Source organism: Bradyrhizobium sp. BWC-3-1 (assembly GCF_032917965.1).
GTDB lineage: Bacteria > Pseudomonadota > Alphaproteobacteria > Rhizobiales > Xanthobacteraceae > Bradyrhizobium > Bradyrhizobium canariense_D.
Genome location: NZ_CP136625.1, coordinates 6,473,531 through 6,495,158, shown reverse-complemented (window position 1 = coordinate 6,495,158; position 21,628 = coordinate 6,473,531). Strand labels below are relative to the sequence as shown.

Genomic DNA, 21,628 nt, shown 5'->3' with positions numbered 1-21,628 from the left:
CGCAGTCCCCTGATTGGCCCAATCCACCGACTGGACTCAGCGGCGCAATGTGTCCGGCAAATTGGAAACGTTCAAATCAATAGTCCGAGGGGTAACCGGCGGGGATTCCTTCCCCGGGCGCCCGCGGCACGGCTTGGAGCGACGTCTACTGGCTTCCGCGCCGACGCCCCCGGAACCGTGAGCGACAGTTTGTCCCTTTTGGCAGGGTGCAAGTCGAGAATGCTCTGCTACAGTGGAATCAGCCAAAAAGGGGTTCCATGAACGTACCGCAGCCTTGCAAAGTCCTGATGCTCTATCCGCTGTTCTCGGCAGAGTCCTTCTGGAGCTTTGGCGAATCCTGCAAAGTGTTGGGTGTGAAGCGGCCCGCGGCCCCTTTGGGGCTGATCACCGTTGCCGCGATGCTGCCCGAGAGCTGGACGGTCCGGCTGATCGATTGCAACACGGAATCCTTCAGCGACGAGGATCTTTCCTGGGCCGACGTCGTCTTCACCGGCGGAATGATGCCGCAGCAGGCCGACACGCTGCGCCTGATCGAAATTTGCCGTGCCGCGGGCAAGCCGGTGGTCGTGGGCGGTCCCGATCCCACCTCGAGCCCCCATATCTATGAGAGGGCCGACTTCCAGGTGCTCGGAGAGGCCGAAAGCGTTCTCCACGAATTCGTCGCGGCCTGGGACAGTGGCGCACGCTCCGGCGTCTTCATTGCGCCGAAATTCCAGGCCGACGTCACCAAGACGCCGGTTCCGCGCTTCGATCTGCTGAAGTTCGAGGACTACCTTTATCTCGGTGTGCAGTATTCCCGCGGCTGCCCGTTCACCTGCGAGTTCTGCGATATCATCGAGCTCTATGGCCGGGTGCCGCGAACCAAGACGAACGAGCAAATGCTGGTCGAGCTCGACAGGCTCTATGCCATGGGCTACCGCGGCCATCTCGACTTCGTCGACGACAATTTCATCGGCAACAAGAAGTCGTTGCGGCTGTTCCTGCCCCAGCTGGCCGAATGGCAACGTGCTCACGGCTATCCCTTTGAATTGTCGACTGAGGCCTCGGTCAATCTGGCCGACGATCCCGAGCTCCTGAACCTGATGGGCCAGGCGAATTTCTTCGCCATCTTCGTCGGTATCGAAAGTCCGGATCCGGCGACGCTGGTCGCCATGCGGAAGAAGCAGAACACGCGGCGCAACATCGCCGAGAGCATCCACAAGATCTACGCCGCGGGCATGCTCGTCACCGCGGGTTTCATCGTCGGCTTCGACAATGAGAAGCTCTCGATGGCGGATGCCATGATCGACTTCATCGAAGAGGCGGCGATCCCGGTCAGCATGGTCGGCCTGCTCTATGCCTTGCCGAACACGCAGCTGACGCGCCGCCTGGAGCGCGAAGGCCGGTTGCATCCGGGCCACGACCTGGCGCCGACCATCGGCGCGGATCAGTGCACCGCCGGGATCAACTTCGATCCGGTGCGTCCATTGCGCGACATTCTGACGGACTACAAGCGCGTGCTGGAGCACATCTACAGCCCGGCCGCCTATGCAAGGCGTATCGACCGACTGATGACGCTGCTCGACCGCTCTCGCCAGCGCCAGGAGCTCGCGGAAGGCGATATCCGTGCCCGGATCGGCGCGATGGAAACGGTGCACAAGGTGGTCACAGCCCTTCCCGAGGCGCGCGGGCCGCTGTGGCAGACCTTCATGAACTGCGCCAAGCGCGACACAACATCGGCGCGGATCGCCGTGCAGATGATCGCTGCCTATGCGCATCTCGGGCCGTTCTCGCGCAAGGTCATCGCTGCCATCGATGAGCGCCTCGCTGCGCTCGACGAGGAGACTGTCATTCCGGCCGCGACAGTCGAGGTGACGGCGGCCCGACATCTGGCTTGACCGTCTACTCCACCGCCAGCCGCAAAAAGCTCATCACGCTGCCGAGTACGGCGAAGCCGGCGCCGAGTGCCAATGCCACGACTGCGCCGTCGTGACCGGCCAGCGAGAAGCAGAGCGCGGCCAGCGCCGCCCCTGTCGTTTGCCCTGTCAGGCGCGCGGTGGCGACGATGCCGGAGGCGCTGCCGCTGCGATGTGGCGGCGCGCTCGACATCACCGCTTTCATGTTCGGCGCCTGGAAGAAGCCGAATCCCATGCCACAGATCACCATCCGCCAGATGATGTCGGGAATCGCAGGATTGGCAGGCAGCATCGCCAGCAGCGCCGTGCCGAGGCCGAGCAGCACGAGCCCGATGCCGCCGAGCAGTCCGACCGCGTGCCGGTCGGAGAGGCGCCCGGCGATCGGCGCCATGATGCCGACCACCAGCGGCCATGGGGTCATGAAGAAGCCGGTCTCGACCTGCGAACGCCCCAGCACGTCCTCGAAATAGAACGGCAGCGAGACGAAGGCGAGGCCCTGCACTGCGAACGAGCACACCGCGGTCGCCGCCGACAGCGCGAACATCGGCCGGCTGAACAGGTCGATCGGCAGCATCGGCGCCGGATGGTCGGCGTGGCGGCGCGTCAGGATGAAGCCGAGCGCGAGGGCAGTGACCAGCTCGATGCCCACGACCATCGGTGAGAGATTGTGCGCGGCACTGCCGATGCCCGTGATGAACAGCCCGAGACAGGCCGACGCCAGGGCCGCGCCGAGAAAATCGAAGCCGTGATCGGCGCGCGGCGTCTTCGGCAGCATCGCAAAGCCGATGCCGATCGCGACCAGGCCGAACGGGATGTTGACGGCGAACAGCCATGGCCACGGGCCGAGCGCGAGGATAGCGGAAGCGATCGAGGGACCAAAGGTGAAGGCGGTCGCGACCACCAGCGCGTTGTGGCCGAAGCCGCGGCCGAGCATCCGGCCGGGATAGACGAAGCGCACCAGCGCCGTGTTGACGCTCATGATGCCGCTCGCACCTAACCCTTGCAGCGTGCGCGCAACCAGCAGGCTCTCCAGCGACCAGGCCACCGCGCAGAACAGCGAGGCGATGGTGAACAGGATCAGGCCGCCGAGATAGATGCGCTGGTGCCCGACGATCTCGCCGAGTGCTCCCAACGGCAGCAACGTCGCCACCAGCGCGATCTGGTAGACGTTGACCACCCAGACCGATTGCTCCGGGCTCACATGCAGGTCGCCGGCAATGGCGGGCAGCGCGATGTTGGCGATCGCGGTGTCGAGCGACGCCATCGCCAGCGCGGTGAAGATCGCGGCAATGGCCCAGCGCCGCTGTGCGGCTGGAAGGCCGTCGGAAATGGTGTGGTCGGGCTCGCGCGCGCCGGCGGGTAACGTGATTGTCATTGCGTTAGCGCGTTGCTCCGGCGGCCGGCTCCAGGGGACTCGGCATGTACTACGGCGCGGCCGCCTTCCACAGGCATATGCTTGCATGCTGTGTATGCGCGAAGGCTGGGCGATGAACCTGCGCGCCGGCGTATGATCGCGCGAACTGCTGCAATGTCAGGGGACCGCCATGCACATCGTCGTTTTGCCCGGTGACGGCATCGGGCCCGAGATCACGGCCGCAACATCAGGCGTGTTGCGCGCGGCCTCCGAACGCTTCCAGCTCAATCTGCAGCTGGAGGAGCACGCGGTCGGGCATGCGAGCCTCAAACAATTTGGCACGACGGTGCGCCCCGAGCTGCTCGACATCGTCCGCGCCGCCGACGGCCTGATCCTCGGGCCGACCGCGACCTTCGACTTCAAGGACGAGGCCCATGGCGAGATCAACCCGTCGCGATATTTTCGCAAGAACCTCGACCTCTACGCCAATGTCAGGCCGGCACGCACCTATGCGGGGCTGTCCGGCCGGGTCGGCGATTTCGACCTCGTCGTGGTGCGCGAAAATACGGAAGGGTTTTACGCCGACCGCAACATGGAGCAGGGCAACGGCGAGATGCTGGTCACATCGGACGTCGTGATCTCGCTGCGCCGGATCACGCGCCTGTGCTGCGAGCGCATCGCGCATGCGGCGTGCCGGCTGGCGATGAAGCGGCGCAAGCATCTCACCATCGTGCACAAGGCCAATGTGCTCAAGCTCGGTGACGGCATGTTCCTCGAGATCTGCCGCGAGGCGGCGAAGGCCTATCCCGGCCTTGAGGTCGACGACATCCTCGTCGACGCCATGATGGCGCATGTGGTGCGCAACCCCGACCGCTTCGACGTCATCGTCGCCACCAACATGTTTGGCGACATCCTGTCCGATCTCACCGCCGAACTCTCCGGCAGCCTCGGTCTCGGCGGCTCGCTCAATGTCGGCGACAGCTTCGCCATGGCGCAGGCCGCGCATGGCTCGGCGCCTGACATAGCCGGACAGGATGTTGCCAATCCAGTCTCGCTGATCCTGTCCACGGCCCTGCTGCTCGGATGGCACGGCGAGAATAGCGGCGCGGTGCGCTACGAGGAAGCCGCACGTGCGATCGAGGCGGCGGTGGCAAAAGCGATCGGCGAGGGCAGGGCAACGCGCGATGTCGGCGGAAAGCTCGGCACGATCGCCGCGGGGGCGGCGATTGCGGAAATCCTGCAGGCCGGGTGAGTGGTTATGCGGGGCCTTGTTTTTTTTAAGGGCTCAAAACAAAAAAGCGCGAAAACAACCCCATGCACAGTAGAAGGCCCCTTGATTAATAAGGGATTTCCGAACCGCGCAGCGGCGGCATTCGCCGCTGCCATGACGTTGACCCGTCGGGCAAAACACTGGCAAAATGCGATCGTGGCGGAGATCGCGGCGTGAATGCATCAGTGGTGGCTGCGGGCAATTTCAGTGAGCTGACCTATGAAGTCTGAGAGGGGTGGCATCAATCTCGCGGCCAAACCAAGCGGAACGGGGTGCGTGGAATGCTCGGCTGCGGGCGGGTGGTGGTTTCACCTTCGCAGATGTGTCGAATGCGGTCACATCGGCTGCTGTGATGCGTCACCAAATCAGCACGCAACGAAACACAGCGCGGCGACAGGTCATCCGATCATCACGAGCTTCGAGCCGGGCGAACGATGGTTTTACGACTATCGCACGGGAGAGGCTTTCGCCGGCCCGAAGCTTCAAGGTCCTCACGCGCATCCGTTGGATCAGCCGGTGCCCGGACCGGACGGCGCGGTGCCTCCGGACTGGCAAACGCTGCTGCATGAGTAAGGCGGTAGGCCGTAGGATGGGTAGAGCACTTGCGAAACCCATCAGGTTCACGTCGTATGCTGTCGATGGGTTTCGCTGCGCTCTAACCATCCTACGAAGTCCAATCGGTTCTAGAACTGATACCTCCGCAACCCCCCATCCACCGGGATCACCGTGCCCGTGATGTAGCGCGCCACGGGTGATGCCAGGAACACCGCGAGCGCGGCGAGGTCTTCCGGCTCGCCCCAATAGCCGACCGGGATCTCTTCTTCCGCGAAGCGCTCGCGATAATCAGGCGCGTAGTTGCGGCGGATCTGTTCGCTCATGATGCGGCCGGGCGGGATGCAGTTGATGGTGATGCCGTGCTCGCCGATCTCGCGCGACAGGCCTTTGGCCCAGGCGTGCACGGCGGCTTTGGCGGCAAACGCGGCGTTGAGGCCTTCCGGCTCGGACTTGCCGGTGATGTTGACGATGCGGCCCCATTTGCGCTCGATCATCTGCGGCAGCAGCGCATGCGCGATGCGGCGGTAGCTGGTGAAATTCAGCGCGATCGCCTCGTCCCATTGGCTGTCAGGCGCATCGACGGGGAGGGGGCGGCTTCCGCCGGCATTGTTGATCAGGATGTCGACATGGCCGAGCTCTTTGAGCGCGAACGCCGAAATCTTCTCGGCCGCGTCCTTGGCCATCACGTCCTGCTCGAATGGCGTGATCAGACCGGAGCCGACTTCCGTTACCAGCTCGGCGAGCAGGTCGGTGCGCCGTGCCACGCCGACGACGCGCACGCCTTCGGCAGCCAAGCCCTTGGCGATGGCACGGCCGATGCCGACGCTCGCTCCGGTGACGACGGCGGTTTTCGATTTGAGCCCGAGATCCATGGTGACACGCCCTCTTGTTCGCTTTTCTGCTTGTCGCTGGGCTGTTCGTTCTTCTGTTCGTTTTCCTGCCCTGTCCCCGTCAGCCTGATTTGCCCGACCGGGAGGAGCAGTGGTAACCAAGAGCCGCGTTGAAGGGAACACGAAAAAGAAAAGGCGCCGAGCGATGGTCTGGGATCCGCAGCAATATCTGAAATTCTCCGGCCACCGGCTCCGGCCCGCCGTCGACCTCTTGATGCGGATCCCGGATTCTGGTCCGCGTGCGATTGCCGATCTCGGCGCCGGCGCCGGCAACGTCACCAAGCTGATCAAGGAGCGTTGGCCGGACGCGACGGTGACCGGTGTCGAGGGTTCGGCCGAGATGGTCGCCGCCGGCCGCAAGGCGGCGCCGGACGTGGAATGGTCACACGAGGATCTCGGCCACTGGCGTCCGACGAAGCAATATGACGTCGTCTACTCCAATGCCGCGCTGCACTGGCTGCCCAATCATGCGGCCCTGTTTCCGTCGATCATGGAGAAGGTGACGCCCGGCGGAATGGTCGCTGTGCAGATGCCGCGCAACTTTCTGGCGCCCTCGCATGTGCTGATCGGCGAGACCGCGCTGAACGGTCCCTGGCGGTCCAAGGTCGAGCATCTCGTCACGCCGCCGCCGGTCGAAGCGCCGGCCTATTATCACGGTCTTCTTGCTCCGATGTCGGCCAATATCGACATCTGGGAGACCGAATATCTGCAGGTGCTGGAAGGCGAGAATCCCGTGAAGGAGTGGACCAAGGGGACCTGGCTGACGCGCTATCTCGACATCTTGCAGGGCGACGAGAAGGCCGCGTTCGAAGCCGCCTATGGGATGCGGGTCGCGAAAGCCTATCCGAAGAACGCCGCGGGACAGACGCTGTTTCCGTTCCGGCGTCTGTTCATGGTCGCCCAGCGCAACGGCTGATCGCACTGCCGCAATGCGACATAAGCGCTCGTTTCCGGGAGCGGCAGCAGGTGCCGGGTTGCGCATTCAGCAGCGGCCAAGATAGCTTGAAGGTTGCTTGGCTGCGGCAAATTGGGCTTAGGTCTAGTTGTTCGGGTGGCGGATTGCTGTCAGTACTGAAATCGGAAAACAAAAAAGACCCGGTTTTAGAGGTTGTTGGGAGGTTCGTTCATGCGCAAGCTGCTTCTTGCGGTCGCCGCCGCAGCTGTTCTCGTGGGGCCCGCCGTTGCCGAGGCCCAGAGCCCGATCGTCATCAAATTCAGCCACGTCGTCGCCAACGATACTCCCAAGGGCAAGGGCGCCCTGAAGTTCAAGGAACTTGCGGAGAAGTACACCGACGGCAAGGTCAAGGTCGAAATCTACCCGAACTCCACGCTGTACAAGGACAAGGAGGAGATCGAGGCGCTGCAGCTCGGCTCGGTGCACATGCTCGCCCCCTCGACCGCGAAGTTCGCACCGCTCGGTATCAAGGAGTTCGAGGCGCTCGACCTGCCTTGGTTGTTCAAGGACGATCAAACCTATTCCAACGCGATGAAGGGCACGATCGGCAAGTGGCTGTTCGATAAGCTCGAGACCAAGGGCATCACCGGGCTCGCTTATTGGGACAACGGCTTCCACATGCTCTCCGCCAACCGTGCCCTGATAAAGCCGACCGATTTCCAGGGTCTCAAATTCCGCATCTCCGGATCGAAGGTCGCCGACCAATATCTCCGTATCATGGGTTCGATCCCTCAGATCATGGCGTTTTCCGAAGTCTACCAGGCTTTGCAGACGGGCGTGGTCGACGGCTGCGAGAATACCGCGTCCAATTACCTGACTCAGAAGTTCTACGAGGTGCAGAAGGACATCACGGTGTCCTATCACGCGCACCTGCAATATGCCGTCATCGTCAATTCGAAATTCTGGTCCGGCCTGCCGCCCGATATCCGCGCCCAGCTCGAGAAGGCGATGAACGAGGCGACCGACTACACCAATTCGATCGCGCGTCAGGAAAACGAGGATGCGCTGGCCGAGATCAAGAAGACGGGCAAGACCACGCTGCATTATCTGACTGACGCCGATCGCAAGGCGTGGCAGGAGGCGATGCAGCCGACCTACAAATGGGCAAAGGGGCGGGTCGGGCAGGAGGTGCTCGATCTCCTCGCCAAGGAACTCGACGTCAAGATGAACTGACGCCGGCGCGCTGGAAGAACAACCATGAACGGTCGGGGGTGATCGCACTCCCGGCCGTTGCTCTTGAATGATGAGCCAAGCTGAGGGGACCAAGTTGCTGCGTGCATTGAATCGTGTGCTCGATCATCTCGAGGAATGGCTGATCGCGACGATGATCGCGGCCGCGACATTGCTCATCTTCGTTGCCGTGCTGCACCGATATGGCGCCGGGCTGTCGATCGACATCGCCAAATGGGCGGAGGCGCGCAACCTGTCCTTGCTGGCCGCGCCCGCGCGAGCGGCGTTCGTCTGGCTTGCCGCTCTCGACTTGTCCTGGGCGCAGGAACTCTGCATCTACATGTTCATCTGGATGGCGAAGTTCGGTGCGGCCTACGGGGTGCGCACCGGCATCCATGTAGGCGTCGACGTCCTGGTCAATGTCCTTCCCGGCGGATCGCGCCGCCGCGTCATCACGTTCGGCCTGATGTGCGGCGCCCTTTTCACTGCCATCGTGTGCTATTTCGGGGCCGCGTTCGTCGGCCAGATGTGGCAGACCGGCCAGCAATCCAACGACTTGGAAGCACCGATGTGGCTGGTGTATCTCACCATCCCGCTCGGCTCCGGGCTGATGTGCTTCCGCTTCCTGCAGGTCGCCTGGTCGTTCTATCGCACCGGCGAACTGCCGCATCACGACATGGCAGGCGTCGAGGGCGTCGAAATAGACCCGGTCCATCCGGCCCCGGTCACGCGCAGTCAGGTCGTCCGCGACGAACGCAGCCCGCTCGGCTGGGTCCTGATGTTGTTGCCGGTCCTGATCGTCGCCGTGTGCTTCGCCCATTCGGCGCACGTGATCACGATGCCGCAGGGCCTGCGTGTCGCCGTGGTTTTCGGCCTTCTGCTGTCGTTGATGCTCACGGGCATGCCGATCTCCATCGCGCTCGGCCTGACCGTGCTCAGCTTCATGTTCACGTTGACCGACGTACGGACGGAATCGGTGGCGCTGAAGCTGTTTACCGGCATCGAGAGCTTCGAGATCATGGCGATCCCGTTCTTCATCCTTGCCGGCAACTTCCTGACCCATGGCGGCGTGGCGCGCCGGATGATCACGTTCGCGACTTCGCTGGTCGGCCATTGGTACGGAGGCCTTGCGCTCTCGGGCGTGGTCGCCTGCGCGCTGTTCGCCGCGATTTCCGGCTCGTCGCCGGCCACCGTGGTGGCGATCGGATCGGTGATCCTGCCCGCGATGGTCGCGCAGGGATTTCCCAAGAAGTTCGGGGCGGGCGTGATCACGACCTCCGGCTCGCTGGGAATTCTCATTCCACCGTCGATTCCAATGGTGCTGTTTGCCGTCTCCACCAACACCTCCGTCGGCAAGCTGTTCATCGCCGGCATCGTGCCGGGAATGGTGCTCGCCATGCTGCTTGGCGCCACGACGTTCTACCGGGCCTGGCGTAACGACTATCCGAGGATGCCGAAAGCAACCCTCTACGAACGCTTCGATGCGTTCCGCAAGTCGATCTGGGGTATCCTGCTGATCGTGATCGTGATCGGTGGCATCTACAGCGGCCTGTTCACACCGACCGAAGCTGCCGCCGTCAGCGCGGTGTACGCCTTCATCGTCGCAGTGTTCATCTACAAGGATCTGAAGCTGCGAGACGTGCCGCGGGTGCTGCTGTCGTCGGCAAATCTTTCAGCGATGCTGCTCTACATCATCACCAACGCCGTCTTGTTCTCGTTCCTGATGACTTACGAGAACGTGCCGCAAGCGCTCGCGCAATGGATGATCGACCAGGGCCTCGGCTGGATCGGCTTCCTCCTCGTCGTCAATCTCCTGCTGCTATTAGCCGGCAACGTGATGGAGCCATCCTCGATCATCCTGATCATGGCGCCGATCCTGTTTCCGGTTGCGATCAAGCTCGGCATCGATCCGATCCATTTCGGCATCCTGATGACGGTCAACATGGAGGTCGGGCTGTGCCATCCGCCGGTCGGCCTCAATCTCTACGTGGCCTCAGGCATCGCCAAGATGGGTATCACCGAGCTCACGGTCGCGGTGTGGCCATGGCTGCTGACGATGTTGGGATTCCTGGTGGTCGTGACCTATTGGCCCGGCCTGTCGCTGTGGCTGCCGAGGCTGTTGGGCATGTAGCCCGCGAACACGCTGCTTCTCTCCACCTGTGGGCGCGGGGCTACGCATTGCTGCGCCCTCCCGTCATGGCAATCGGCCGCGGGATGCGGTTAGATGCCGCGCAACAGGCGGGGAGGAGATCGAGATGACGGACACGTCCAGCAACGAGCCGAAGGGCGCAACGCCGTCCGTCATCGCGCAGCAAACGGCGATGCTGAATGCACTGCCGTTTTCCGACACGCGCGATTTCGACGACGCCGCGCGCGGCTTCCTCGGCACGATCGAGAACGCGGAGATCACCAATCCGCAAGGGCGGACGGTCTGGAGCCTCGAGCCGTACGCCTTTCTTGCCGCCGAGCAGGCGCCGACCACGGTCAATCCGAGCCTGTGGCGGCAGTCGCGGCTCAACATGCAGCACGGCCTTTTCGAGGTCGTGCCCGGCGTGTACCAGGTGCGGGGGCTCGACATTGCCAACATGACGCTGATCGAAGGCCACAGCGGCGTCATCGTCGTCGACACCCTGACCTCGATCGAGGGCGCGCGCGCCGCGCTCGATCTCTACTACAGGCATCGTGGCCAGCGGCCGGTCGCGGCCGTGATCTTCACCCATACCCACACCGACCATTGGGGTGGTGCGCGCGGCGTGCTGGAGGAGGATGCACTCGCGAGCGGCCGCGTGCCGATCATCGCGCCGAACTTGTTCATGGAGCATGCCGTCTCCGAGAACATCATCGCGGGACCTGCGATGCTGCGCCGGGCGCAGTACCAGTTCGGGCCGCTCCTCGCCAAGGGCGCGCGCGGGCAGGTCGATTGCGGCCTCGGCAAGTCGATGGCGGCAGGTTCGGTGGCGCTGCTGCGACCGACTGACCTGATCATGGCGACCGGCGACCGGCGCGTAATCGACGGCGTTGAATTCGAATTCCAGATGGCGCCGAACAGCGAAGCGCCGGCGGAGATGCATTTCTTCATCCCGCGCTACAAGCTGTTGAACCTCGCCGAGAACTGCACCCACAATTTCCACAATCTGCTGCCGTTCCGCGGCGCCGATGTGCGCGACGCGCTGGCCTGGTCGAAATATCTGGGCGAGGCCTTGCAGCTCTGGGATGGCAAGGCGGAGGCGATGTGCGGCCAGCATCACTGGCCGGTGTGGGGACACGAACGCATCGGCACGATGATCCGGCAGCAGCGCGACCTCTACAAATTCGCGCATGACCAGACCATCCGCCTGATGAACCACGGCCTCACCGCGGCCGAGATCGCTGAAACGATCCAGCTGCCCAAGAGCCTGGAGGGCGCCTGGCACGGCCGCGGCTATTACGGCCACATCCGGCACAATGTGAAGGCGATCTATCAAAAATATCTGGGCTGGTACGACGCCAATCCGGTCAATCTCGATCCCTTGCCCCCGGTTGAGTCGGGCAAGAAATACGTCGAGTACATGGGCGGCGCCGACGCCATCCTCGCGCGGGCGCGTGCCGATTTCGACAAGGGCGAATTCCGCTTCGTGGCGCAGGCGCTCGGCCATCTCGTCTTTGCCCAGCCGGACAACGCGGCGGCGCGTGCATTGCTGGCGGATACGCTGGAGCAGCTCGGCTACGCTGCTGAAAGCGCGACCTGGCGCAATGCCTATCTGTTCGGCGCGCAGGAATTGCGCCAGGGCATGCCGAAGGTGCCGGCGCGCCCGCCGATGCCGCGCGAGACGCTGGCGGCGCTGCGCACCTCACAGCTCTGGGACGTGCTCGGCATCCGCCTGAACGGACCAAAGGCGGAAGGAAAGCACATCGTGCTGAACTGGAGCTTCTCCGACACCGGCGAGACCTTCGTGCTCAATCTGGAGAACTGCGCGCTGACTTACACAGAGGGCATGCAGGCGCACAATGCCGATGCCAGCTTCACGCTGGCGCGGTCGACGCTCGACGAGGTGATCGCAAAACTGACCAGCTTCCCGGAGGCCGTGGCCGCCGGCAAGGTCAAATTCGCCGGCAACCCGATGCGCCTCGCCGAGCTGATGGGCCTGATGGACGAATTCCCGCGCATGTTCGAGATCGTCGAGCCGAAGCGGGCCGTGGTGAGGTAGGGCAGCCGTCACCGCGTTCCTACTGTCATCGTCCGGCTTGACCGGACGATCCAGTACTCCGCGGCGGGAGTTGCGTGAGCAAACTGCTGCCGCGGGGTACTGGATGCCCCGCCTATGCGGGGCATGACAGTGGCTACTCCGCGCTGCTCACCAGCTTGATCCGCGGCGCCTGTTCCTCGCCGAGGCTGCGATAGGCCGCGAGATAATCCAGCGCCATGCGACGCGCCGTGAAACGCGTCTCGAACTGCTTGCGAATGACGGAGCGGTCGAGTTGCTGCAGGCGGCCGACGACGCCGGCCGCGCTGAGGACGTCCTCGACGACGAAGCCGGTGAGGCCCTCGTCGATGATCTCCGGCACTGAGCCGCGGTTGAAGGCGATGACCGGCGTTCCGCAAGCCATGGCCTCGATCATCACCAGGCCAAACGGCTCCGGCCAGTCGATCGGGAGCAATAAGCCCAGCGCGCCGCTCAAAAAGTCCGACTTCTCGTGATCGCTGATCTCGCCGATGAATTCCACCAGCGGATTGTTCTCGATCATCGGCCGGATCAGCTCGTCATAGTAATCCTGGTCGGCACGATCAACCTTGGCGGCGATCTTGAGCGGAATGCCACAATGCGTCGCGATCTTGATGGCGCGGTCGACGCCCTTTTCCGGTGCGATGCGGCCAAGCACGGCGAGGTATTCTTGTTTCGCCGGCTTCGGCGTCAGCAGGTTCTCCGGCAGGCCGTGGTGGATCGTCCTCACCCAGTTCGCCTGCGGCACCGGCCGGCGCTGCGCGTTCGAGATCGAGATGACGGGGACCTTCGAGAAGGTGTTGAAGACCGGTTGATGCTCCGGCAGGTCGAGCCGGCCGTGCAGCGTGGTCAGGAACGGTGTCGGCTGCCGGTAGAACAGCGACCACGGATAATAATCGAGATGGAAGTGGAGGAAGTCGAACTCCTCGTCGTCACATTTCTGCCGCACCCGCTCCAGCATCACCATGTGCAGCGCATTGGGATCGCGCACGGAACCGTCGAGGCGGAGCGCCCGGGGCCATAACGCGTCCAGCTTCGCCGAGGTCTGCGAGTCGCCGCTGGCGAACAGCGTTACGTCGTGCCCAAGGGCCACCAGCTCTTCCGTCAACCAATGCACCACCCGCTCGGTGCCGCCATACAGCTTGGGTGGAACAGCCTCCGTCAACGGAGCTACCTGCGCGATGCGCATCTCACCATCTCCTCTGTGCGATCATGATTGTAGAAAGCCCCCGCCTGTTCAGCACCGGCACGCCAGACAAGGGAACGTTCCCGCACTTGCGAAGTTCCTCCTTCCGAACGTTACTTATTCGACACGTCGGACGCCTGTTTCGACACGTCGGACGCCTGTCGCGATGCTGCCATCACATCTTCGCAGAACGCCCGCATCCGCATGTCGTGATGGCGTTGCCCGGGAACCGAGGCGAAGTGGTCGATGTTCAGTCGGCTAACAACAAAAGTTTGAATCATCACGACGGGGTCAATAGTCACATGGATCATCTTTCTGGGTATGCGCACCGGCCGTTTGCCTTTGTTTTGCGCTATCTTCGGCGTCGGCTCGCGTCGCATCTCGTGATCCTGACCGCTGTGGTGGCGGCCGTTGCCTGCTCAGTAGGCACTCAGTATGGCGTCAAATCCCTGGTCGACAGCTTGTCGGCCGGCGCTTCGCATGGTGGGAGCGTATGGCTGGCATTCATTTTCCTCATGACGTTGATCGCCGCCGATAATTTCCTTTGGCGGATCGCGAGCTGGACCGCCAGCTTCACCTTCGTCCGTGTCACGGGTGATTTACGCCGTGACATATTTCGTCATCTGACCGGCCACGCGCCGAGCTACTTCTCCGACCGGATGCCCGGCATGCTGACGAGCCGCATCACGGCGACGTCCAATGCGGTGTTCACGGTCGAAAACATGTTCGTCTGGAATGTGTTGCCGCCGTGCATCGCAACAGTTGCGGCCATCGCGCTGATTGGAACCGTCAGCCCTTACATGGCACTCGGCCTGATGGTGATTGCCGGCGGCATGGTGCTTGCGATGTTCCGCCTTGCGGCCGCAGGGAAACCTCTGCATGACGACTTCGCCGACAAAGCCGCCGTCGTCGACGGCGAGATGATCGACGTCATCAGCAACATGCCGCTGGTGCGCGCCTTCTGCGGCATCGGGCACGAGCATGAGCGGTTCGACGCGACCGTGAACCGGGAGCTCACCGCGCGCGGCCGCAGCCTGCGCTATCTGGAGAAGCTGCGGCTTATCCATGCCGGCGTCACAGTCGTGCTCACGATCGCCCTGATGGCCTGGGCGATCATGCTCTGGCAGGACGGCAGGGCAACGACCGGCGACGTCGTGCTGGTCTGCACCCTCGGTCTCTCCATACTGAACGCGACGCGCGATCTCGCGGTGGCGCTGGTCGACGTCACCCAGCACGTTGCGCGGCTGACCGAGGCGATCGCCACACTGCTGGTGCCGCATGAATTGCGCGACCACCCCGAGGCCGAGCCGCTGGTGAAGAGCGGCGCCGCGATCGCGTTCAACAATGTCACCTTCGGCTATCCCGGCGGCGAAAAGATCTTCGAGCGCTTCAGCCTGCGGCTGCAACCCGGCCAGCGCGTCGGCCTGGTCGGCCAGTCCGGCGGCGGCAAGTCGACGCTGTTCACGCTGCTCCAGCGCTTCTACGATACCGACGAGGGAAGTATCACCATCGACGGCCAGGACATTTCCAAGGTGACGCAGCTGAGCCTGCGCGAGGCCATCTCGGTCGTGCCGCAGGACATTTCCTTGTTCCACCGCTCGATTCGCGAGAATATCCGCTATGGTCGCCCGAACGCGACCGACGACGAGGTGCTGCGTGCGGCCATTGCGGCGCGCTGCGATTTCGTCGAGAGTCTGCCTGGTGGTCTCGACACCATGGTCGGCGACCGCGGCGTCAAGATGTCCGGCGGCCAGCGCCAGCGCATCGCAATCGCGCGCGCCTTCCTGAAGGACGCGCCGATCCTGCTGCTGGACGAGGCGACCGCCGCGCTCGACAGCGAATCCGAGGAGGCGATCCGCGAGGCGTTGTCGCGGCTGATGCGCGGCCGGACGGTCATCGCGATCGCGCATCGCCTCGCGACCCTGCGCAATTTCGATCGCGTGGTCGTGTTGAGGGGTGGTAAGATCATCGAGGACGGGTCGCCCGAGCGTCTGATGCAGGGCCACGGGCCCTATCGTGAGCTGGTCACGCAGGAAATGAGCCGGCTCGCCCAAGCCGCCGCGTAAACCAATAGTCGCGTTCGAGTCGGTTGCGTGTCGAAACAAGCGCAGGGGAGCTGCTGATGTCGGCTGAAGCCGTTACCCAATTCGTCTCCGTGACGCGGACCGTGGACCAGGTCGCGGAGCAGCCTTTCTATATTCCGATGACGGGACCGTCAGCGCGGCCGCGGCGTTCGCTCAAGCACGACGACACCTTTATCGTGCTCGACAGCCATGGTGACATCGGCGCTTCGGCCGGCGGGCCCGATGGCCTGTTTCATCACGACACGCGCTACCTTGCGAGGCTCGAGCTCGTGCTCGACGATCTCCAGCCGTTACTGCTGGGCTCGAACCTGCGCGACGACAACTCAGCCCTGACCGTCGATCTCACCAATCCGGACATCTACCGGCAGGGCAGCCTCGTGCTGCAAAAGGACCTGCTGCACATCGTGCGCACGATCTTCCTGTGGCGCGGCACCGCGTATCAGCGCATCGGCGTGCAGAACCACGGCGACCGCCCAGCCGGCTTTGCGCTGACGCTGCTGTTCGACAACGATTTCGCCGATCTGTTCGAGGTCCGCGGCGAACGGCGCCCGCGCCGCGGCATCGGCTCGAGCCGGCTGTTGGGACCGACCGACGTGCTGTTCGATTACCGCGGTCTCGATGACGCCGAGCGCACCACGGGCCTGCATTTCGACCCGCGCCCAACCAAGTTGTCGGTGAATGCCGCGACCTGGCAGCTCGAACTCGACCCGCATGAGTCGAAATCCTTGTTCGTGGCCGTGTCCTGCAATCGGCCGGTCGCGGAGAAGCCTGCGCGCTTTTTCAGAAGCCTGCTCGCCCATCGCCGCGAGATGCGGCAATCGACGATGGGGGCGGCCAGCATCGAGACCTCCAACAACATCTTCAACGAGGTGCTGTGCCAGGCCATGGCCGACCTCAACATGCTGATGACGGAGACGCCGCAGGGCCGCTATCCCTATGCGGGAATTCCCTGGTACTCGACGACGTTCGGCCGTGACGGGCTGATCACCGCGTTGCAGATGCTGTGGGTCGATCCGCGAATCGCCAAGGGCGTGCTGCGGCGGCTCGCCCATTTCCAAGCCAAGGCGGTAGATCCGCTCGCCGATGCCGCGCCAGGCAAGATCCTGCATGAGATGCGCGGCGGCGAGATGGCGGCGCTGCGGGAGGTACCGTTCGCGCAATATTACGGCAGCGTCGATTCCACGGCCTTGTTCGTCCTGCTGGCGGGAAGCTATTTCGAGCGCACCGGCGACCAGACGACGTTGACCGAGCTGTGGCCGGCGATCGAGGCGGGGCTGGCCTGGATCGACGGTCCGGGGGACCCCGACAAGGACGGCTTCGTCGAATATCAGCGCGCCACGGAAAAGGGCCTCGCCAACCAGGGCTGGAAGGATTCCTACGACGCGATCTTCCATGCTGATGGCCAGCTCGCGGAAGGCAATCTCGCGCTGGCCGAGGTGCAAGGTTACGTCTTTGCGGCCAAGCGGCTCGCCGCGCGCTGCGCGCTTCGGCTGGGCAAGCCTGATCTCGCCAAGAAGCTCGAGGCCGAGGCCAAGACGCTGGCCGAGCGTTTCGAGGCCGCGTTCTGGTGCGAGGAGCTCGGTACCTATGCGCTTGCGCTCGACGGCAAGAAGCGGCCCTGCAAGGTGCGGACCTCCAACGCCGGCCAGGTCCTGTTCAGCGGCATGATCCGCGAGGACCGCGCGCGCCTCGTCGCCGCCGATTTGATGCGGCCGCATTTCTTCTCGGGCTGGGGCATCCGCACCGTCGCGCAAGGCGAGGTGCGTTACAATCCGATGTCCTATCATGACGGGTCGATCTGGCCGCACGACAATGCGCTGATCGCGCTCGGGCTCGCGCGTTATGGGCTCAAGCATTCGGTCGCGCATGTCTTCAAGGGATTGTTCGACGCCGCGACCTACATGGACCTGCGCCGGTTGCCCGAATTATTCTGCGGTTTCCGGCGCGAAAAGCGGCGCGGCCCGACGCTCTATCCGGTCGCCTGCGCGCCGCAGGCCTGGGCCAGCGCAACGGCGTTCACGCTATTGGAGGCGGCGCTGGGCATCGAGTTCGACGTGGCGCGCGGCGAGATCCGGCTGCGCAATCCGCATCTGCCGGCGTTCCTGCACGAGGTGATCTTGCGCGATCTGCGTCTGGGCGAGTCCAGCGTGGACCTGCGCGTCAGCCGCCATGGCGACGACGTGGCGCTGGAGGTGTTGCGCACGCGTGGCCAGATTCAGGTCTCGATCGTGCTGGCGCGCTAGCGGCGCGCCGGAAGGAGGGTGCATGCGTACCGCCGGATGGTTGGCTCTGGGCGTCGTGATCGTCTGCGGAACGACTCTCGCCGTGTCACGCGCCGCGGAGGAGTCGCCCGCTCCCTCGACGGAAGCGAATGCACCGCCGACGGCGCAGCCGCCGGCGTCATCGGTCCCCGTCACGCCAAAGAATGCCGCGCCACCGCCGTCGGTCACGATCATCGGCGCGAGCGATGCGCACGGTGTGCTTGGCCGTGACGTGCTCAGCGCGGCGAACGAAGACATGGGCCGCATCGTCGACGTCATCGTCGATCGGAGCGGGCACGTGCGCGCCGCCGTGATCGATTTCGGCGGCTTCCTCGGCGTCGGCAGCCGCAAGATCGTGGTGGACTGGAACGCGCTCCGATTCGGCAAGATCACCAACAAGAAGGACAGCATCACGCTGGAATTGACCAAGGCACAGGTCGCAGCCGCGCCGGAATACAAGGAGGACACGCCGATGGTGGTACTCGGCGCGTCCGGCAGCCTGCAGCCGCTGCAAGCTGTTCAGTGAGGCGCGGGGAGGGATGGCCGCCGGTGCTGTTGTCGAGGAAGCCGAATGATGCAGACCGCGAGGGCCGCGTTGAGCAGGATAAATTCTCGGCGCCGTCGCCTGCCGGCATTCCGGCTCCGTCGCGCCAGAGCCTGCGTGGCCTCGACTGGTTCATCTTCTTCCTCGCCGACGTGCAGACCGGATTCGGGCCGTTCATCGCAGTTTATCTGACGACCCAGAAATGGACCCAGGTCGAGATCGGCCTCGTGCTGTCGATCGGCGGCATCGTTGCCCTGATCGGTCAGATGCCGGGCGGCGCCATCATCGATGCCGCGAAATCCGAGCGGCTGGTCGCCGGCCTCGCGATCGGCACGATCGGCTGCTGCGCGCTCGCCTATGCGGCGATGCCGATCTTCCCCGTGGTGGTGGCTGCGGCCACCTTGCACGCGGCAGCGAGCTGCGTGCTCGGACCGGCGATCGCGGCGATCAGCCTCGGTCTGGTCGGCCCGCTCGCGATCGGCGAGCGTCTCGGCCGCAACGCGCGCTTTGCTTCGCTCGGCAACGGCGTTGCGGCCGCCGTGATGGGTACTGCCGGCTATCTGCTGTCGAGCCGGTCGGTGTTCCTGGTCACCTTCCTGCTCGCAATTCCCACCTTGATCGCACTCTCTCGCATCCGCGAGCACGAAGTCGACATCGCGCGCTGTCACGGCGAGATGCCGCGCGAGGCGGAGGATCGCGGCGACACCAATATCTGGCATCTGATCCGGCAGCGGCCGCTCATTGTCTTTGCACTCAGCGTACTCCTGTTGCAGCTCGCGAACGCCTCGATGATGCCGCTGATGGCAAGCGCGGTGACAGCGCGATCGAGCGAGTGGGCGACGGTGCTCGTGGCTTTTTGCATCGTCGTGCCGCAGGCGATCGTGGCGCTGCTGTCGCCGAGCGTCGGGCGCAAGGCGCAAGTATGGGGCCGCAGGCCGCTGCTGCTGATCGGATTCGCGGCGCTGACGATTCGCGGTCTGCTGTTCGCGACAGTGCGCGATCCGTATCTGCTGGTGCTGGTGCAGGTGTTCGACGGCCTCACCGCGGCGGTGTTCGCGGTGATGATCCCGCTGATCGTGGCCGACGTCGCCTTCGGCAGCGGCCATTTCAACCTCGCGCAGGGCATTGTCGGCACGGCAATGGGCATCGGCGCGTCGCTGAGCACCGCGCTTGGCGGCTATGTCAGCGATAAATTCGGCAATGCCATGGCGTTCACCGGACTGTCCGGCGTCGCGGCGACGGGACTTCTGCTTATTCTGCTTGTCATGCCGGAGACGCGGCGCAAGGGCATGATCGCAGCAAAAGAAATGGCCGGCTGAATCAATCAGCCGGCCATGAGGGGGTGGGAGAGGGGAGATCAGGCGTCGAGATTGTGCAGGCGTGCGCGGTTGCGCAGCACGATATGGCGGGCGCCGGAGAAGCCGAGAATGCCCTGGGCGTGAAGCTGCGACAGCGCGCGCGAGACGGTCTCGAGCGTGAGACCGAGATAGTCGCCGATGTCGCGGCGGCACATCGGCAGCGCCATCATGCCTGCAACCGCGAGGCGGCGGTCCATTTCGAGCAGGAAGGTTGCGACGCGCTCCATCGCGGTCTTGCGGCCCAGCAGCAGCATGTGGTCCTCGGCGTGGCGAAGCTCACCGGCGGTCATCGCCCAAAGCTTGCGGGCGACCTGGACGTCGGTGGCTGCGGCCTTCTCGAGGCTCGCGCGCTTCACGAGGCGCACAGTGGTGTCGATGATAGCTTCAGCAGCAAGGCGGTGGGTGGTGCCGGATTCGAGGCCGAACACGTCGCCGGGAAGGTGGAAGGAGCCGATCTGGCGGCGGCCGTCGGAGAGAAGCTTGTAGCTGCGCACGGCGCCGGTGACGACCTGATAGACATACTCGGCCGACTCGTCCTCGCCATAGATTTCCTCCTCCTTGCGGTAGGAGAACTCGGTGGCAACGAGGCCGACATGGCCGGCGATCGCACCGAACTGGTCAGAGACGGGATGGGCGGGTGCGATCTTGCCGCCGATCTGGGTCTTGATCGCCGGGGCGTTGAAGGTCTGGGTCAGCATCTGCGCCATCTCCGTTGTGATGACGCTTAGGTACGCGGTATCGGGTGCCTCGAAAATTTCGCGAGATATCTTAAGGAGATTGCCTTACGTAGAATCCCGTAGGTCAGCTATGGACCCGGTTCTGGATGGCGTGGCGAATGCGTTTGACCAGGTTTTCGTCCAGAAGCGGCTTCAGAATCACTTCATTCACGCCTGCGGCCGCCGCCCGGGCCGAGATATTCGAGTCGGGATAGCCGGTGATCAGGATCACGGGGGTATCGCCCTCGGACTGGCGCAGTCGCCCGGCCAGCTCGATGCCGTTGATGTCAGGCATTTTGTAGTCGATCACGTAACAGTCTGCACCGGACGGGCGCGCCGCATTGAGCAGCGCCGTGGCGTTCCTGAAGGTCCGTACGGCAAAACCGTCGGTTTCCAGCAAAAACCTCAGCGAGCCAAGCACAGCGGCATCGTCGTCGACCACATAGACAGTTGGCTTTGCGGGTGACGACATCTGGAGCCGCTCGGGATGGGAGCTGATCGCAATCATTCCGATCTGGTAGCACAGGGCGAGCGGAGGGTTTTGACTTGCCTCAACTCCTGTTGACTTCAATCATTGAGCATTCCGGCGCGCATCGCTAGCCGGACCAGCTCCGACAGGCTGTTGGCCTGCATCTTGGTCATTACGTTGGCCCGGTAGACCTCGATGGTGCGCGGGCTGATGTCGTACTCGCGAGCGATCAGCTTGTTGGAGAGGCCCGCGATCAGCCCCTCCATGACCTGTCGTTCTCTGGGGCTCAGGGACGCGACGCGAGCGGCGACGTCCTGGCCCATGGCCTCGTTCCTGGCGGCCGGCTCGCCCTCGCGGATCGCGGATTCGATCATGGCGACGAGGCGGTCATCCTCGAACGGCTTTTCCAGGAAATCCATCGCACCGAGCTTCATCGCCTCGACCGCGAGCGGCACGTCGCCATGACCGGTCATGATCAGGATCGGAAACCGGCTGCGCTGCGCCTTCAGGCGCTTCAGAAGCTCGATCCCATCGATGCCGGGCATCCGCACGTCGGAGACGACGCAGCCGAAGGCGAGGCCGGGCAGGGCATCGAGAAAACTCTGCGCGTTGTCGAACAGTGTGACGCCGAAGCCGGCTGAATCCAGCAGGAAGTTCAGCGAATCCCGCATCGCCTCGTCGTCGTCAATGACGTAGATGGTTCCCTTGGTCGTCATGGA

18 protein-coding genes and 1 pseudogene are annotated in these 21,628 nt (G+C 63.9%); 12 read left to right on the top strand and 7 right to left on the bottom strand.

Annotation, left to right across the window (positions count from 1 at the left end; genetic code table 11):
* The first annotated feature begins 257 nt into the window (after window positions 1-257).
* Entirely contained in the window at window positions 258-1,877 is a 1,620-nt protein-coding gene (locus RX329_RS31365) for a B12-binding domain-containing radical SAM protein (RefSeq protein WP_018457153.1), read from the top strand.
* A gap of 4 nt (window positions 1,878-1,881) precedes the next feature.
* Here RX329_RS31365 and RX329_RS31360 read toward each other — a convergent pair whose 3' ends face one another.
* A complete protein-coding gene (locus tag RX329_RS31360; RefSeq protein ID WP_018457152.1) occupies window positions 1,882-3,270 on the bottom strand; it encodes an MFS transporter in 1,389 nt (462 codons plus the stop codon).
* Window positions 3,271-3,439: 169 nt separating this feature from the next.
* On the opposite strand from RX329_RS31360, the gene RX329_RS31355 reads away from it, so the two are divergent.
* Window positions 3,440-4,501 carry an isocitrate/isopropylmalate dehydrogenase family protein gene (locus RX329_RS31355; RefSeq protein WP_247300302.1) on the top strand — a complete coding sequence of 354 codons (1,062 nt, stop codon included), beginning with the start codon at window positions 3,440-3,442 and terminating at the stop codon, window positions 4,499-4,501.
* A gap of 237 nt (window positions 4,502-4,738) precedes the next feature.
* Window positions 4,739-5,092: a UBP-type zinc finger domain-containing protein gene (locus tag RX329_RS31350; RefSeq protein WP_081747934.1), complete on the top strand. Its 354-nt coding sequence runs from the start codon at window positions 4,739-4,741 to the stop codon at window positions 5,090-5,092.
* Window positions 5,093-5,202: 110 nt separating this feature from the next.
* Here RX329_RS31350 and RX329_RS31345 read toward each other — a convergent pair whose 3' ends face one another.
* Complete coding sequence (locus RX329_RS31345) at window positions 5,203-5,946, bottom strand: SDR family NAD(P)-dependent oxidoreductase (RefSeq protein WP_085352088.1); 744 nt, start codon at window positions 5,944-5,946, stop codon at window positions 5,203-5,205.
* Between the two features lie 163 nt (window positions 5,947-6,109).
* Between RX329_RS31345 and RX329_RS31340 the strand changes: the two genes are divergently transcribed.
* From RX329_RS31340 to RX329_RS31320, 5 genes and pseudogenes are all read left to right on the top strand, one after another.
* Window positions 6,110-6,880 (top strand): methyltransferase domain-containing protein, encoded by a 771-nt coding sequence (locus RX329_RS31340; protein ID WP_317244792.1) that lies wholly within the window; start codon window positions 6,110-6,112, stop codon window positions 6,878-6,880.
* A gap of 210 nt (window positions 6,881-7,090) precedes the next feature.
* On the top strand, window positions 7,091-8,092 hold the full coding sequence (locus RX329_RS31335) for a DctP family TRAP transporter solute-binding subunit (RefSeq protein WP_018457148.1): 1,002 nt from the start codon (window positions 7,091-7,093) through the stop codon (window positions 8,090-8,092).
* A gap of 67 nt (window positions 8,093-8,159) precedes the next feature.
* Window positions 8,160-8,672: pseudogene (locus tag RX329_RS31330) on the top strand (TRAP transporter small permease); the annotation flags it as partial.
* A gap of 255 nt (window positions 8,673-8,927) precedes the next feature.
* Window positions 8,928-10,220, top strand: coding sequence for a TRAP transporter large permease (locus RX329_RS31325; RefSeq protein ID WP_039799985.1), 1,293 nt, complete (start codon window positions 8,928-8,930; stop codon window positions 10,218-10,220).
* A 124-nt stretch (window positions 10,221-10,344) separates the two neighbouring features.
* Window positions 10,345-12,276: an alkyl/aryl-sulfatase gene (locus RX329_RS31320; protein WP_204510562.1), complete on the top strand. Its 1,932-nt coding sequence runs from the start codon at window positions 10,345-10,347 to the stop codon at window positions 12,274-12,276.
* Between the two features lie 133 nt (window positions 12,277-12,409).
* Here the strand turns inward: RX329_RS31320 and RX329_RS31315 are convergent, their stop codons facing one another.
* Window positions 12,410-13,480 carry a glycosyltransferase family 4 protein gene (locus tag RX329_RS31315; protein ID WP_018457145.1) on the bottom strand — a complete coding sequence of 357 codons (1,071 nt, stop codon included), beginning with the start codon at window positions 13,478-13,480 and terminating at the stop codon, window positions 12,410-12,412.
* 110 nt (window positions 13,481-13,590) lie between these two features.
* The gene (locus RX329_RS31310; RefSeq protein WP_247300332.1) at window positions 13,591-13,857 is read right to left on the bottom strand and encodes a hypothetical protein; all 267 of its coding nucleotides are present in this window, start codon (window positions 13,855-13,857) and stop codon (window positions 13,591-13,593) included.
* Between RX329_RS31310 and RX329_RS31305 the strand changes: the two genes are divergently transcribed.
* Genes RX329_RS31305 through RX329_RS31290 form a run of 4 tightly spaced genes read left to right on the top strand, consistent with a single transcriptional unit; the run spans window position 13,780 to window position 19,685 of the window.
* Complete coding sequence (locus RX329_RS31305; RefSeq protein ID WP_026233312.1) at window positions 13,780-15,543, top strand: ABC transporter ATP-binding protein; 1,764 nt, start codon at window positions 13,780-13,782, stop codon at window positions 15,541-15,543. The two genes, RX329_RS31310 and RX329_RS31305, sit on opposite strands and share 78 nt — an antisense overlap.
* Before the next feature lie 56 nt (window positions 15,544-15,599).
* A complete protein-coding gene (locus tag RX329_RS31300) occupies window positions 15,600-17,804 on the top strand; it encodes an amylo-alpha-1,6-glucosidase (protein WP_247300300.1) in 2,205 nt (734 codons plus the stop codon).
* A 22-nt stretch (window positions 17,805-17,826) separates the two neighbouring features.
* Window positions 17,827-18,348 carry a PRC-barrel domain-containing protein gene (locus tag RX329_RS31295; RefSeq protein WP_026233310.1) on the top strand — a complete coding sequence of 174 codons (522 nt, stop codon included), beginning with the start codon at window positions 17,827-17,829 and terminating at the stop codon, window positions 18,346-18,348.
* 23 nt (window positions 18,349-18,371) lie between these two features.
* The gene (locus RX329_RS31290; protein ID WP_204510563.1) at window positions 18,372-19,685 is read left to right on the top strand and encodes an MFS transporter; all 1,314 of its coding nucleotides are present in this window, start codon (window positions 18,372-18,374) and stop codon (window positions 19,683-19,685) included.
* A gap of 38 nt (window positions 19,686-19,723) precedes the next feature.
* On the opposite strand, the gene RX329_RS31285 is transcribed toward RX329_RS31290, so the two are convergent.
* The 3 genes from RX329_RS31285 to fixJ form a co-directional block, all read right to left on the bottom strand.
* A complete protein-coding gene (locus RX329_RS31285; RefSeq protein WP_026233309.1) occupies window positions 19,724-20,422 on the bottom strand; it encodes a helix-turn-helix domain-containing protein in 699 nt (232 codons plus the stop codon).
* A gap of 103 nt (window positions 20,423-20,525) precedes the next feature.
* Window positions 20,526-20,948 (bottom strand): response regulator, encoded by a 423-nt coding sequence (locus RX329_RS31280; RefSeq protein ID WP_018457138.1) that lies wholly within the window; start codon window positions 20,946-20,948, stop codon window positions 20,526-20,528.
* A gap of 59 nt (window positions 20,949-21,007) precedes the next feature.
* Complete coding sequence (gene fixJ / locus RX329_RS31275; protein ID WP_018457137.1) at window positions 21,008-21,625, bottom strand: response regulator FixJ; 618 nt, start codon at window positions 21,623-21,625, stop codon at window positions 21,008-21,010.
* Between the last annotated feature and the right edge of the window lie 3 nt (window positions 21,626-21,628).